This window comes from Lacinutrix sp. WUR7 (assembly GCF_016864015.1).
In the GTDB taxonomy this organism is placed as follows: Bacteria; Bacteroidota; Bacteroidia; order Flavobacteriales; family Flavobacteriaceae; genus Oceanihabitans.
This window is the reverse complement of record NZ_CP045067.1, coordinates 404,882-419,481: the sequence shown is the minus strand read 5'-3', so window position 1 is coordinate 419,481 and position 14,600 is coordinate 404,882. Positions and strand designations below refer to the sequence as shown.

Genomic DNA, 14,600 nt, shown 5'->3' with positions numbered 1-14,600 from the left:
ATGGCAAGAATTGCAGGTGTAGACATACCAAAACAGAAAAGAGGAGTAATATCTCTAACTTATATCTACGGAGTAGGTAGAAGCAGATCAAAAGAAATTTTAGCTTCAGCTAAAGTTGACGAAAGTATTAAAGTTCAAGATTGGGACGATGACCAAATAGCAGCCATTCGTGATGCTGTTGGAACGTTCACAATTGAAGGTGAATTACGTTCTGAAACACAATTAAACATTAAGCGATTAATGGATATTGGATGTTACAGAGGTATTCGTCATAGATCTGGTCTTCCATTAAGAGGACAACGTACTAAGAACAACTCTAGAACTAGAAAAGGTAGAAGAAAAACTGTTGCTAACAAGAAGAAGGCAACTAAATAATAATATAGTCTTTAGTCTTTAGACGTTGGAAAGAATCTGTTTGAAATTAAGGTTTAGGATTCTAGCGACTATTAACTAATACTAAAAGCTAAAATAATATGGCAAAGTCAAGTACTAAAAAACGTAAAGTTATAGTAGATGCTGTTGGAGAAGTTCACATTACGGCTTCTTTTAATAACATCATTATTTCACTTACCAACAAAAAAGGAGACGTGATTTCATGGTCTTCAGCTGGTAAAATGGGATTCAGAGGTTCTAAAAAGAATACTCCTTATGCTGCTCAACTAGCTGCAGAAGATGCTGCAGGTGTAGCAAAAGAAGCAGGTTTAAAGAAAGTGAAAGCTTATGTTAAAGGACCAGGAAATGGTAGAGAATCTGCTATTCGTTCTATCCACAATTTAGGAATAGAAGTAACAGAAATTATTGATGTTACTCCATTACCTCATAATGGATGTCGTCCTCCAAAACGTAGAAGAGTATAATTTATATATTTAATAATTTAATAGCAACTGTATTTTTATAGTTGCTATTAAATTTTTTATACGTAAATTTGCAAACTGAAAAATAATAATCAAGTATCAACAAGAGATTCACGTTTGTCGAAGGATAAGATTAAGACCTTAATTCATAAACACTCTTAAAAAACAATTTAAAATGGCAAGATATACTGGTCCTAAAACTAAAATAGCACGTAAATTTGGCGAAGCTATATTTGGAGAAGATAAATCTTTTGAAAAAAGAAATTACCCTCCAGGACAACACGGAAACGCTAGACGTCGTGGAAAAAAATCTGAATACGCAATCCAATTAATGGAAAAACAAAAAGCTAAATATACTTATGGTATTTTAGAGCGTCAATTTAGAGGTTTATTCAAAAAAGCAACAGCTGCACAAGGTATTACAGGTGAAGTTTTATTACAACTTTGCGAGTCTAGATTAGACAACGTAGTATTCAGAATGGGAATTGCTCCTACAAGAAGTGGAGCTAGACAATTAGTATCTCACAGACATATTACTGTAAATGGTGGATTAGTAAACATTCCTTCATATTCTTTAAAAGCTGGAGATGTTGTTGCTGTTAGAGAAAAATCAAAATCACTTGAAGCTATTGATAGATCTTTATCAAACTCAAGTAATGTATACGAATGGATTACATGGAACAATGATACCAAGCAAGGAACTTATGTTTCTGTACCTGCTAGACTTCAAATTCCAGAAAACATCAACGAGCAATTCATCGTAGAATTATATTCTAAATAATAAATTAATCATATTGGTATTTAGCCAAAGGATTTATTAGTCTTCTTCATACTTTTAAATCGCGCAACTAAATAACAATTAAAACGAAGAGCAAAATGGCAGTATTTAATTTTCAAAAACCAGACAAAGTAATCATGATAGATTCTACTGATTTCGAAGGTAAATTCGAATTCAGACCACTAGAACCTGGTTATGGTTTAACCGTTGGAAACGCTTTAAGAAGAGTATTACTTTCTTCTTTAGAAGGATTTGCAATCACATCTGTTAGAATGGAAGGTGTAGATCATGAGTTTTCTACTATCGCAGGAGTTGTTGAAGATGTAACAGAAATGATATTAAACTTAAAACAAATGCGTTTTAAGCGTCAAATTGAAGATGTAGACAACGAATCTGTTTCTATCTCTATTTCTGGTCAAGAACAAATTACAGCTGGTGATTTTCAAAAATTTATTTCAGGATTCCAAGTATTAAATTCAGAATTAGTAATCTGTAATTTAGATCCTAAAGTAAATATCAACATGGAAATTACAATTGAAAAAGGAAGAGGTTATGTTCCTGCTGAAGAAAATAAAAAGTCTTCTGCACCAATAGGTACAATCTTTACTGATTCAATTTACACACCAATAAAAAATGTTAAGTATAGTATTGAGAATTTTCGTGTAGAACAAAAGACAGATTACGAAAAATTAGTTTTCGAAATCCAAACAGATGGTTCTATTACTCCTCAAGATGCATTAACAGAAGGAGCAAAAACTTTAATTCACCACTTCATGTTATTCTCAGATGAGCGTATTACATTAGAAGCGGATGAAATTGCACAAACAGAAACTTATGATGAAGAATCTCTTCACATGAGACAACTACTAAAAACTAAATTAGTAGATATGGACTTATCTGTACGTGCTCTTAATTGTTTAAAAGCTGCAGAAGTGGATACATTAGGAGACTTAGTTTCTTTTAATAAAAATGACTTAATGAAATTCCGTAACTTCGGTAAAAAATCATTAACAGAGCTTGAAGAGCTTGTAAATGTTAAAGGTTTGAACTTTGGTATGGACCTTTCAAAATATAAACTAGATAAAGATTAATTACTTCATAATTTGCTCCTCAATAATGAGTAGAGCAAGATGAAGCTAAAACAAAAATGTCATGAGACACGGAAAAAAAGTAAATCACTTAGGTAGACAAACTGCTCACAGAAAAGCAATGTTAGCTAATATGGCTTGTTCTTTAATAGAACACAAACGTATTAACACAACTGTTGCTAAAGCTAAAGCATTAAAAGGTTTTGTTGAACCAATGATTACAAAATCTAAGGAAGATACTACACATAACAGACGTATTGTTATGTCTAGATTAAGACAAAAAGAAGCAGTTACAGAACTTTTTAGAGAAGTAGCTACTAAAGTTGGTGATCGTCCTGGAGGTTATACTCGTATTATCAAACTTGGAAACAGACTTGGTGATAACGCTGATATGGCAATGATTGAACTTGTAGATTACAATGAAATCTATAATGCTGATAAAAAAGCGAAGAAAACTACACGTAGAAGTAGAAGAGGTGGTAACAAAACTGTTCCTCCTGCTGTAGATTCTAAAGCGACTAGCGAAGAAGAAGAATAGACAACATATTTAACATGTTAAAAAAAAGGCAAACTTATTTAAGTTTGCCTTTTTTATTTACGTTATATTTTAATGTAATAATGTAATAATGTTAAAATGAAAAAACGAGTTTTATTCTCTATAGTAGTTTTTCTTCAACACTTTACAAATACAATAACTGTTTTTGAGGTGGTAGATGTTAGAGTAACGTAAGTAAACAAATAGATGTTTACGGAAATTAATATCTTAATGTTAATTAGAATATAGAAGCAGAAGTTTTTTTTAATAGGAGAAGTGTGCTTTGTAAATAATTTAAGTTTAAATACGAAAACCTTCGAAGTGAAAATTATGGATTTAATTACTTAGGCTAAAAATGTTTTTGTTTTTTATTCAAAGAATATTTTAATTGTTAAAATTAGTAGTGATGGTTATGTTAAATAACGGTCTCCTAAAACAAATAAAACCTATAATAAAGAAGATTTAGTAGTTGTAGATAAGGTTTATGTTCTTAAATATTGTGTAATTATAATTTAAGAGTTAAACTTTAATGTGCTTACAAAGCAGGTGGAAACTAATGCAAAACTTCTTAAAGATGTAAATTATTTAAAATCGGAAGTTAATATTGTTACTGTATTTAAACCTAAGAAAAGGTGTATTCTAATACTATTTCCGCATAAAAGATCAGAAGTTGGTGGTTATATAAAAGGAAACAAACTTAATGTAAAGTATGAAAGGGATTTAGTTAAAATATTTACCGACTACAATACATTATAGTAAATGTTAACAAGCATTAATAATATAAAGGATAAACTATTTTAGTTTATCCTTTTTTTTGTGCAATTTTGCAAACCAAACAACACTACAATAATTACACAATGAAATACCAATCTCTTAGAAAAGCGCTTATTCTATTAGCAGATGGAACCATTTTTCATGGTAAAGCAGTTGCTAATAAAGAAGGTACTGCCTTTGGCGAAGTATGCTTCAATACTGGAATGACAGGCTATCAAGAAATTTTTACAGACCCTTCTTACTTTGGGCAACTTATGGTGACTACCAATGCACATATTGGTAACTATGGTACCAAAGAAGATGAAGTAGAATCAGATGGAGTTAAAATATCTGGTCTTATTTGTAAGAATTTTAGCTATGATTATTCCCGTGATGCTGCAGACGCTTCCTTAGAAACGTTTTTAGAAAAAAACAACCTTTTAGCAATATCGGATGTAGATACAAGAGCACTTGTAAGCTATATTAGAGATAATGGAGCTATGAATGCTGTAATAACTACAGATGTCGAAAATGTGGAAGCACTTAAAAAGCAACTTGCAAAAATTCCAAACATGCAAGGTTTAGAGTTAGCTTCAAAAGTTTCGACTAAAGAGCCTTATTTCTATGGCGATGAAAATGCTTCCTTAAAAATTGCTGCTTTAGATATAGGAATTAAAAAGAATATCCTTCGTAATTTAGCAAAAAGAGATGCTTACATAAAAGTATTTCCATATAATGCAAAATTCGAAGAATTGAAAGCATGGAATCCAGATGGATATTTCTTATCTAATGGGCCTGGAGATCCAGAACCATTAGTAGAAGCACAACAAGTTGCAAAAGAAATTATCAAAAGAGATTTACCTCTATTTGGTATCTGTTTAGGGCATCAAGTAATTGCATTAGCAAATGGAGTATCCACGTATAAAATGCATAATGGTCATAGAGGGATTAATCATCCTGTAAAAAATTTAATTACAGGAAAAGGTGAAATTACTTCCCAAAATCATGGATTTGCTGTGAATAGAGAGGAAACAGAAGCACATCCAGATCTGGAAATAACACATGTGCATTTAAATGATGATACCGTAGCAGGAATTAAAATGAAAAGTAAAAACTGTTTTTCAGTACAATATCATCCAGAAGCAAGCCCTGGACCACATGATTCATCTTACTTATTTGATGAATTCATTAAAAATATTAAAAGTAATTAATACATTAAAGACAACGGAAATAGAAATTTGTTGTCTTTTATGTTTTACTAAATCGTTATCGAAAAGATTTTAAATAATTCTTTAATTAACGTACTTATTAAAAGAGAATTAAAAAGTAAATTTGAAGAACAAAAACATATTTTATGAGCATTATAATTAATATTCACGCAAGACAAATTTTAGATTCAAGAGGAAATCCAACAGTAGAAGTTGATGTTATTACCGAAAACGGATTTATGGGAAGAGCTGCAGTACCATCTGGAGCTTCAACAGGAGAACACGAAGCTGTAGAGTTACGTGATGGAGGAAAAGCATTTATGGGTAAAGGAGTTACCAAAGCCGTAAATAATGTGAATACTATAATTGCAGAAGAGTTATTAGGTGTTTCTGTTTTTGAACAAAATGAAATCGATCAAATTATGATTGATTTAGATGGTACGCCAAACAAATCAAAATTAGGAGCAAACGCAATTTTAGGTGTTTCTTTAGCTGCTGCTAAAGCTGCTGCAAATGAGTTAGCTTTACCTTTATACAGATACGTTGGTGGAGTTTCTGCGAATACGCTTCCTGTGCCAATGATGAATATTATTAATGGAGGTTCTCATAGTGATGCACCAATTGCATTTCAAGAATTTATGATAATGCCTGTAAAAGCTAAAAACTTTACACATGCCATGCAAATGGGGACGGAGATTTTTCACAACTTAAAAAAGGTATTACACGATAGGGGTTTAAGCACAGCTGTAGGAGATGAAGGTGGTTTTGCACCAAACTTAGAAGGAGGAACAGAAGATGCTTTAGAAACAATTGCAAAAGCAGTAGACAATGCTGGATATAAATTAGGGGATGATGTAATGATTGCTTTAGATTGTGCTGCTGCTGAATTTTTTGTAGACGGAAAATACGATTACACAAAATTTGAAGGAGATAAAGGAAAAGTAAGAACAAGTAAAGAACAAGCAGATTACTTAGCAGAATTAGCAGCTAAATACCCAATTATTTCTATTGAAGATGGAATGGACGAAAACGATTGGGATGGTTGGAAATACTTAACGGAAAAAATAGGAGATAAAGTACAGTTAGTTGGTGACGATTTATTTGTAACCAATGTAGAGCGTTTATCTCGAGGAATTGATAATGATATTGCAAACTCTATTTTAATTAAAGTAAACCAAATTGGTACTTTAACCGAAACGATTGCCGCTGTTAATATGGCACATAATGCAGGATATACTTCTGTAATGTCACATAGATCTGGTGAAACTGAAGATACTACCATTGCTGATTTAGCAGTAGCTTTAAACTGTGGTCAAATTAAAACAGGATCTGCTTCTCGTAGTGATAGAATGGCAAAATACAACCAATTACTTCGTATAGAAGAAGAATTAGGAACAGTGGCTTACTATCCTCAATTGAAAGCGTTTAAAATAAAATAAAACTATTTATTGGTTTAGAATGAAGTGCTTATTTATATAAAATAAGCACTTTTTTTATACTATCAATTTTTTCAATATTAATATTGTAAAAAGCTTTGTTAATTCGCTTTAAAAATCGTGTGATTTTTCGTAATTTAGCATTCCGCAAAACAAATAATATTCAAAATTAAATATGTCAAAAACAGCTACATTAGAAATTGATGGAAAAAAATACGAGTTTCCTTTAATAAAAGGAACAGAGAACGAAGTTGCTATAGATATTAAAACTCTAAGAAGCGCAACTGGTGGAGTTACAACTATAGATCCTGGTTTTAAAAATACAGGTTCTTGTGAAAGTGCCATCACGTTTTTAAATGGTGAAGAAGGTATTTTAAGATACAGAGGTTATTCTATTGAAGAATTAGCTGAAAAAGCTGATTTTCTAGAAGTAGCATTTTTGTTGATTTTTGGTGAGTTACCAAACAAAGAAGAGTTAGAGAAATTTCAAAAAGACATTAAAGAACAATCTGTTGTTGATGATGATATAAAGAAAATTTTAGACGCTTTTCCTAAGTCGGCACACCCAATGGGAGTTTTATCTTCTTTAACAAGTGCATTAACAGCATTTAATCCTTCTTCTGTAAATGTAGATTCTGAAGAAGAAATGTATAAAAGTGTCGTAAGAATATTAGGTAAGTTTCCTGTATTAGTTGCATGGACAATGCGTAAAAAACAAGGGTTGCCATTAGATTATGGAGATGACTCTTTAGGTTATGTAGAAAACATCTTAAAAATGATGTTTAAAAAACCAAACCAAGAATATGTACAAAACCCAATTTTAGTTAATGCTTTAGATAAGTTATTAATATTACATGCAGATCATGAGCAAAACTGTTCTACTTCTACTGTACGTATAGTTGGTTCTGCACACACAGGTTTATTTGCATCTATTTCTTCTGGTATTTCTGCGCTTTGGGGACCACTTCATGGTGGAGCAAACCAAGCGGTTTTAGAAATGTTAAGTGGTATTGAAGAAGATGGTGGAGATACTAAAAAATACATGGCGAAAGCTAAGGACAAGAATGATCCTTTCCGTTTAATGGGCTTCGGACATAGAGTTTATAAAAACTTTGATCCAAGAGCAAAAATTATTAAAGTTGCCGCTGATGAAGTTTTAGGAGACCTTGGAGTAGAAGATCCAATTTTAGATATCGCTAAAGGTTTAGAAAAAGAAGCTTTAGAAGATAAATACTTTGTAGATAGAAAATTATATCCAAATGTAGATTTCTACTCTGGAATTATTTATAGAGGTATGGGAATACCAACAGACATGTTTACAGTAATGTTTGCACTTGGTAGATTACCAGGTTGGATTGCACAATGGCGCGAAATGCGTTTACGTAAAGAGCCAATTGGTAGACCAAGACAAATTTATATTGGAGAAACGCTAAGAGCTTTTAAAGACATAAAAAACAGATAAGATTAAATATTTTTAATCCAAAAAAAGCTTCATAATTTCTTATGAAGCTTTTTTACATATTTACATTATGCTAAAACTAAACGTAAAAAACGAAACATCTAGACTAAGAGCTGTTGTTCTTGGAACAGCAATAAGTAATGGACCAACACCTAGTCTGGCCGAAGCTTATGATCCTAAATCCGCATTACATATAAAGGCAGGAACCTATCCTATAGAAGCCGATATGGTTAAAGAAATGGAAGCTGTTGCTAACGTTTTTAAAAAATATGATGTAACGGTTTATAGACCCGAATTAATTGAAAATTGTAATCAAATTTTTGCAAGAGATATTGCATTTGTAATAGATGATGTTTTTGTGAAAGCAAATATTTTACCAGATAGAGAAGAGGAGTTAGACGCGATACAATACATAGTAGATAAAGTAGATCCGGCTAAAGTTATTCGTCCACCTGAAGAAGTACATATAGAAGGAGGAGATGTTATGCTTTGGAACGATTATATTTTTGTTGGTACTTATAGAGAAGAAGATTATCCCGATTATATCGTTGCTAGAACAAACATGCAAGGTGTTGCTTTTATTGAAAAAACCTTTCCGCATAAAAAAGTAAAGTCTTTTAATCTTAGAAAATCGCAAACCAATCCAAGAGATAATGCATTACATTTAGATTGCTGTTTTCAACCTGTAGGAACCAATAAAGCTATTTTACATAAAGAAGGATTTTTGGAAGAAGAAGAATATGAATGGTTGTTAAATTACTTCGGAAAAGAAAATTGCTTCATTATAACAAAAGAAGAAATGTTTAATATGAATAGTAATGTATTCTCTATTTCGGAAGAAGTAGTAATTTCTGAAAAGAACTTCACAAGATTAAATACTTGGTTGCGTGAAAATGGAATTACTGTAGAAGAAGTACCTTATGCCGAAATTGCAAAACAAGAAGGCTTGCTACGTTGCAGTACTATGCCATTAATAAGAGATTAACTATAAACGACAGTTTAAAAATAAGTTTTTGTATCCTTCTTAATGAGATAAAGTATTTCGATTTTTATCTGTTTTAAGATAGGTATCGAGAGTAACTTATTTGGAATCAAAGCATGAGGATGGAAGCCCGAAAAATAGACTATAACAATTTTCAATTGGATGCTATTTATAGATGAAAATTAGAATTAATTAGTTTAGCTTTGCTCTGCTAAAAAGTAAGATCATGCAACAAACCACAAATACTATATTGATGATTCGTCCTATTAATTTCAGGAGGAATGAGCAAACTGCAGTTAATAATTTCTACCAAAAAGAAGCAGATAATGTATTGCCTGAAACCGAGAATGTTAAAGCGCAAAAAGAGTTTGATGCCTATGTAGAAAAGCTACGTAGTATTGGAGTTCAGGTAGTTGTTATTAGTGATACGGAAGAATTTGACACACCAGATTCTATTTTTCCTAACAATTGGATTTCTTTTCATGAAAATGGAACCGTTGGTATATATCCAATGTTTGCAGAAAATAGAAGAAATGAAAGACGAGAAGATGTTTTAGAGGAATTAGAAAAACAAGGCTTTGTAATTGAAAACATTGTAGATTATACAAGTGCTGAAGACGAAGGTGTTTTTCTGGAAGGAACAGGAAGCTTGCTTTTAGATCGTGTAAATAGTATTGCATATTGCGCTTTATCTGCTCGTGCAGACGAAGCATTGTTTATAGAATTTTGCGAAGATTTTGAATATACTCCAGTAGTCTTTTCGGCAAACCAAACGGTTAATGGTAAACGCGAAGCTATTTATCATACCAATGTAATGATGTGTTTAGCAGAAACTTTTGCTGTAATATGCTTAGATACTATTGATGATAAAAAAGAGCGTAAAAACGTTGTTAAACATTTACAACAAAGTGGTAAAGAGGTTATTTCAATAACCGAAGAGCAAGTCAGTAATTTTGCTGGTAATATGCTACAAGTAAAAGGGACAGACGATCAACGCTTTTTAATTATGAGTCAAGCAGCTCATGATTGTTTAACTCCTGCACAAATTAAGACAATTACAAAACATTGCGAAATTGTTAGTAGTAGTTTAGATACTATTGAATCTTGTGGTGGCGGAAGCGCACGCTGTATGATGGCTGAAGTATTTTTGCCTAAAAATTAAACGCCTCCAGTAGGATTTGTTTTTGGTAACTGTACATAAAAAGTACTACCAATATCTTCTGTGCTTTCTACCCAGATTTTACCGTGATTAAGTTCTACCAACTCTTTACAGATGGTTAAACCTAAACCTGTACCTTTTTCATTTTTAGTACCTATAGTAGTAAAAGAATTATTTTTAAATAACTGGTCTTGATTTTCTTTAGAAATACCAACTCCTGTATCGCCAATACTAATTAAACATTGTCCATTACTAATATGGTTTTGTATGGTTATAGTGTCACCAGATTTACAGAATTTTACAGCATTTGTAAGTAGGTTTTGTACAATAATTTCCACCATACTTCTGTCGGCATAAACAAAATCACGTAAAGAGTTATCTTCTATCGTAATATTTTTCTTTTCCGTTTTTTGTTCGATTAGTTTTAATTTATCTAAAAATACTTCTTGTACGTCAAACAAGCTTGGTTTAGATTCTAAAGATTGCATTTGCGATTTAGACCAATTTAATAGATTGAATAAAAGTAAAGATGCATTATTGGCATTCTCACTCAGTTCTGGTATTAAATGATTAAACTCATCTTTACTTAATGAACCATCCTTTAATAAATCGATAAAACCTTTAATAGAGGTAAGGGAGTCTTTTAAATCATGAGAAACTATTGAAAACAGTTTGTCCTTTACTTTATTAATATCTTCTAGATTTTTTGTCTGATCTAAAATAGCTTCGTTTTGAATATTAATTTGTTTGTTTTTGTCCTCTAATTCTTTAGTATATTTAATACTGTTGTTTCTTTTTAAGTAAATTAAAATTAAAAAAGTAGATACTACTAGTAATGCAATTAATAACGAATAAAAAATAAGGTTTAACCGGTCTATTTTCTTTTGACTGGCTTTCTTTTCTTCTTCATGTTTACTAATTAATGCTTGGTTTTCGATATTACTATTTGAGTTTAAAACTTGATTTTCAATAGGAACTATTGTCGATTTTTTTTCTATTTCTTTAGCAGAGGCATTTTGTTGTTGTCGCTTCTCCACTTTATTTTTAAGATCAAAGTGTCTTCTTTGCCAAATATAAGCTAGCTTAAAATTACTTTCTACAGAATCTAATTTAGCTCTTAAGCCATAATTCTTTATTAGCTGTTCTTCATCTTGTAAAGTTCTAGCTAAAGTAGTAGCTTCATATAGTAGACGTTCCGCAACAATTGGTTTCTTTTCTCTTAAATATAACTCTCCAGAAGTATTAAGTGCTATTAAAGTTCCATGATCATTGTTAATTCTTCTATTTAATCGTAGGCCTTTTGTGATATATTCTTTCGCTTGATCTAAATTGTTTAGGGAAAGATAGGAGCTTCCTATTTTTGTTAGAACATCACCTCTTAATATTGTATCACTGGTATCTATACTTTCTAGTACATTATTGAAATAATAAATGGCTTTTTGATATTCTTTTTTAACGTAAAATAAATCCCCAAGATTTTTATTGGTTTTTATAATTTCTTCTTCCTTACCAAGAGACTGCTCTAAATCAAGTGTTTTTTTGTAAAACGTGATCGCTTGATCATAAGCCTCCATTTTATCATAAGCCGTTGCTAAATTTCTGTAAGCATCACAAAGCTCTTCCTTTAAATCTCGTTTTTCAAGTACATCAATTGCAGATAGAGAAAATTGTAAGCCTTTATCATAGTTGCCTCTTGCTATTTCAATTAAGCCAATGCTATTATTAATTTTTGCAATACCTAAAGTATCTGCTAATGCAATGTAAAGGTCCTTCGATTTTGTGTAGTTATCAATGGCATTAATATAATCTTCTTTTTTTGCAAAAATTAACGCTTTGTAATACGTGATTTCAGCAATACCTGCATCATAGTTTAAATCATTAGATAATTTTTCACTCTCTCTAATAAATTGTAATGCTTTGTTGTAATCTTTAGTGTGGTATAATAACTTAATTATTTGTAAAGACGTATTGACCTTTGTAGTATCTGGCTTCTGAAACGCTAGTTGAATAGTAAGATTGTCGAGTTCCTCGGATTGTGAGAAGCCCAAAAGTGCACTAAAACAAAATAAAAGAGTAATCAGTTTCCTCATTTAATACATTTACAATAGTAAGGTATTAACTAAGAGTCTTTTTTGAGGGAATCAAAAACACTTTGTTAAATTATAATTAGTTAATAGTTATTAAAAAAATATCTCCTTTTTTAGGGATAAGATAAAATTTCTTGAAGGACAAAACTCAATAAAACAGATTTAATAAACTAATTAAAGCGATTTAATGCAGAAAAATTAGATAAAGTGAGCGTTTATTTTGGTGAACAATAATTTTACAGACAAAACACTAAAAACTAGGACTAAAAGAGCCTGTTTTTCACTCTAAAAAACCGAAATCTTATAGCTTTTTGTGTTTTAGTTTATGGTTTTGCTAAATTTTTCCGGCAATAAAATGCTATATTTGCAACCTTAAAATGAAAAGTAAAATGAGCCTTCAAAACACGTTATCCAAGCATATAAAACAAGCCGTAAATTCTATTTATAAAGTAGATTTAGAAACGATAGAATTTCAAGCAACTAGAAAAGAGTTTGCTGGAGATATTACGGTTGTGGTTTTTCCTATGCTACGCGCAATAAAAGGGAATCCAATGCAAATAGGGGAAGCTATTGGTAATTACTTAGTGGAAAATGTGGAAGATGTGAAAGCTTTTAATGTGGTTAAAGGTTTTTTAAATGTCGAAATTAATGAAGGCTATTATGTAGATTTTTTCAACACGATTAAAAGCGATACTACTTTTGGTTTTGTAAAACCTGCTGCAAATGAAAAAGCGGTAATGGTAGAATATTCTTCACCTAATACCAATAAACCTTTGCATTTAGGACATGTACGTAATAACTTGTTAGGATATAGTGTTGCCGAAATTATTAAAGCTTCTGGTAAAAAAGTATACAAAACACAGATTATTAATGATCGAGGAATTCATATTTGTAAATCTATGCTGGCTTGGCAACGTTTTGGAAATAACGAAACGCCAGAATCTACAGGATTAAAAGGTGATAAGTTAGTTGGTAATTACTATGTGAAGTTTGACCAGGAATATAAAAAGGAAATACAAGATTTAATAGCCAAAGGGCAAACCGAAGACGAAGCAAAAAAGAATGCTCCAATTTTATTAGAAGCACAACAAATGCTTATTAAATGGGAAGCAGGAGATGAAGAAGTAGTTGCACTTTGGACTAAGATGAACAATTGGGTGTATGACGGATTCAATATTACGTATAAAAATTTAGGAGTAGATTTTGATACCTTATACCACGAAAGTAAAACCTATTTATTAGGAAAAGAATTTGTTGCCGAAGGTTTAAAAACAGGCGTTTTCTTTGCAAAAGAAGATGGTTCTGTTTGGTGTGATTTAACAGAAGATGGTTTAGACGAGAAAATTGTATTGCGTAGTGATGGTACAGCAGTTTATATGACCCAAGACATTGGTACTGCAATACAACGTGTAAAAGATTATCCAGATGTTGGAGGAATGGTATATACCGTTGGTAATGAACAAGATTATCACTTTCAAGTATTGTTTTTAATTCTGAAGAAACTAGGATTCGATTGGGCTAAAAACCTATTTCATTTAAGTTACGGAATGGTAGATTTACCTTCCGGAAAAATGAAAAGTAGAGAAGGAACGGTTGTAGATGCTGATGATTTAATTACAGAAATGGCTAATACTGCTGGCGAAATTTCACAAGAACTTGGGAAACTAGAAAGCTATTCCACCGAAGAAAAGCAAGAACTTTACAAAACCATTGGACTTGGTGCATTAAAATATTATATACTAAAAGTAGATCCTAAAAAGCGTATTTTATTTGATCCTAAAAGTTCTATCGACTTTCAAGGTAACACAGGTCCTTTTATACAATATACCTACGCTAGAATACAATCTATCTTACGTAAAGCGAATATAGATGCATCTGTAACATTGAGTGCCGCAGAAGTGTCTCTACACGAAAAAGAAAAAGAATTAATTAAACAATTACAGCTTTTTCCAGAGGTAATACAAAGCGCAGCAGCAAATCATAGTCCTGCTTTAGTTGCAAATTATACGTATGACTTGGTAAAAGAATTTAACTCTTTTTACCAAAATGTATCTATTCTTGGAGCAGACACAGCAAATGAAAAAGTGTTTAGAGTACAATTAGCGCAAACGGTTTCAAATACTATTAAAAATGCCTTTGGTTTACTAGGAGTGCAAGTTCCAGAACGTATGTAACAAATTCCTGCGTAAGCAGGAATCCTATTCTTTTTTGTGATTTTGTTTAATGGTTTTTTATTTGGAAAAGTGCGTGTTTGCGTGCTT

13 protein-coding genes are annotated in these 14,600 nt (G+C 31.5%); 12 read left to right on the top strand and 1 reads right to left on the bottom strand.

Annotation, left to right across the window (positions count from 1 at the left end; translation table 11 throughout):
* The 11 genes from rpsM (at window position 1) to ctlX (ending at window position 10,255) form a co-directional block, all read left to right on the top strand.
* Entirely contained in the window at window positions 1–375 is a 375-nt protein-coding gene (rpsM, locus tag FG167_RS01815) for a 30S ribosomal protein S13 (protein WP_203459787.1), read from the top strand.
* A gap of 98 nt (window positions 376–473) precedes the next feature.
* Window positions 474–857, top strand: coding sequence for a 30S ribosomal protein S11 (rpsK, locus tag FG167_RS01810; protein ID WP_055442864.1), 384 nt, complete (start codon window positions 474–476; stop codon window positions 855–857).
* Between the two features lie 172 nt (window positions 858–1,029).
* Window positions 1,030–1,635, top strand: a complete 606-nt coding sequence (gene rpsD, locus FG167_RS01805; protein WP_055442863.1) for a 30S ribosomal protein S4 — start codon at window positions 1,030–1,032, stop codon at window positions 1,633–1,635.
* 95 nt (window positions 1,636–1,730) lie between these two features.
* Window positions 1,731–2,723, top strand: coding sequence for a DNA-directed RNA polymerase subunit alpha (locus FG167_RS01800; protein WP_203459786.1), 993 nt, complete (start codon window positions 1,731–1,733; stop codon window positions 2,721–2,723).
* Between the two features lie 61 nt (window positions 2,724–2,784).
* Window positions 2,785–3,258: a 50S ribosomal protein L17 gene (rplQ, locus tag FG167_RS01795; protein WP_203459785.1), complete on the top strand. Its 474-nt coding sequence runs from the start codon at window positions 2,785–2,787 to the stop codon at window positions 3,256–3,258.
* 528 nt (window positions 3,259–3,786) lie between these two features.
* Window positions 3,787–4,011 (top strand): hypothetical protein, encoded by a 225-nt coding sequence (locus FG167_RS01790; protein WP_203459784.1) that lies wholly within the window; start codon window positions 3,787–3,789, stop codon window positions 4,009–4,011.
* Between the two features lie 101 nt (window positions 4,012–4,112).
* Window positions 4,113–5,219, top strand: a complete 1,107-nt coding sequence (carA, locus tag FG167_RS01785; RefSeq protein WP_203459783.1) for a glutamine-hydrolyzing carbamoyl-phosphate synthase small subunit — start codon at window positions 4,113–4,115, stop codon at window positions 5,217–5,219.
* Window positions 5,220–5,362: 143 nt separating this feature from the next.
* Window positions 5,363–6,655, top strand: coding sequence for a phosphopyruvate hydratase (eno, locus tag FG167_RS01780; RefSeq protein WP_203459782.1), 1,293 nt, complete (start codon window positions 5,363–5,365; stop codon window positions 6,653–6,655).
* Between the two features lie 172 nt (window positions 6,656–6,827).
* A complete protein-coding gene (locus tag FG167_RS01775; RefSeq protein WP_203459781.1) occupies window positions 6,828–8,114 on the top strand; it encodes a citrate synthase in 1,287 nt (428 codons plus the stop codon).
* Window positions 8,115–8,181: 67 nt separating this feature from the next.
* Window positions 8,182–9,096 carry a dimethylarginine dimethylaminohydrolase family protein gene (locus tag FG167_RS01770; RefSeq protein ID WP_203459780.1) on the top strand — a complete coding sequence of 305 codons (915 nt, stop codon included), beginning with the start codon at window positions 8,182–8,184 and terminating at the stop codon, window positions 9,094–9,096.
* 223 nt (window positions 9,097–9,319) lie between these two features.
* A complete protein-coding gene (ctlX, locus tag FG167_RS01765; protein WP_203459779.1) occupies window positions 9,320–10,255 on the top strand; it encodes a citrulline utilization hydrolase CtlX in 936 nt (311 codons plus the stop codon).
* Here ctlX and FG167_RS01760 read toward each other — a convergent pair.
* Entirely contained in the window at window positions 10,252–12,342 is a 2,091-nt protein-coding gene (locus FG167_RS01760) for an ATP-binding protein (RefSeq protein ID WP_203459778.1), read from the bottom strand. The two genes, ctlX and FG167_RS01760, sit on opposite strands and share 4 nt — an antisense overlap.
* Before the next feature lie 386 nt (window positions 12,343–12,728).
* Between FG167_RS01760 and argS the strand changes: the two genes are divergently transcribed.
* On the top strand, window positions 12,729–14,513 hold the full coding sequence (argS, locus tag FG167_RS01755; protein ID WP_203461026.1) for an arginine--tRNA ligase: 1,785 nt from the start codon (window positions 12,729–12,731) through the stop codon (window positions 14,511–14,513).
* Window positions 14,514–14,600 lie beyond the last annotated feature (87 nt).

Excerpts from the sequence above, each read along its gene's own strand:
- rpsM (WP_203459787.1), top strand. The coding sequence starts at position 1 with ATGGCAAGAATTGCAGGTGTAGACATACCAAAACAGAAAAGAGGAGTA.
- rpsK (WP_055442864.1), top strand. The coding sequence starts at position 474 with ATGGCAAAGTCAAGTACTAAAAAACGTAAAGTTATAGTAGATGCTGTT.
- rpsD (WP_055442863.1), top strand. The coding sequence starts at position 1,030 with ATGGCAAGATATACTGGTCCTAAAACTAAAATAGCACGTAAATTTGGC.
- FG167_RS01800 (WP_203459786.1), top strand. The coding sequence starts at position 1,731 with ATGGCAGTATTTAATTTTCAAAAACCAGACAAAGTAATCATGATAGAT.
- rplQ (WP_203459785.1), top strand. The coding sequence starts at position 2,785 with ATGAGACACGGAAAAAAAGTAAATCACTTAGGTAGACAAACTGCTCAC.
- carA (WP_203459783.1), top strand. The coding sequence starts at position 4,113 with ATGAAATACCAATCTCTTAGAAAAGCGCTTATTCTATTAGCAGATGGA.
- eno (WP_203459782.1), top strand. The coding sequence starts at position 5,363 with ATGAGCATTATAATTAATATTCACGCAAGACAAATTTTAGATTCAAGA.
- FG167_RS01775 (WP_203459781.1), top strand. The coding sequence starts at position 6,828 with ATGTCAAAAACAGCTACATTAGAAATTGATGGAAAAAAATACGAGTTT.
- FG167_RS01770 (WP_203459780.1), top strand. The coding sequence starts at position 8,182 with ATGCTAAAACTAAACGTAAAAAACGAAACATCTAGACTAAGAGCTGTT.
- ctlX (WP_203459779.1), top strand. The coding sequence starts at position 9,320 with ATGCAACAAACCACAAATACTATATTGATGATTCGTCCTATTAATTTC.
- FG167_RS01760 (WP_203459778.1), bottom strand. The coding sequence starts at position 12,342 with ATGAGGAAACTGATTACTCTTTTATTTTGTTTTAGTGCACTTTTGGGC.
- argS (WP_203461026.1), top strand. The coding sequence starts at position 12,729 with ATGAGCCTTCAAAACACGTTATCCAAGCATATAAAACAAGCCGTAAAT.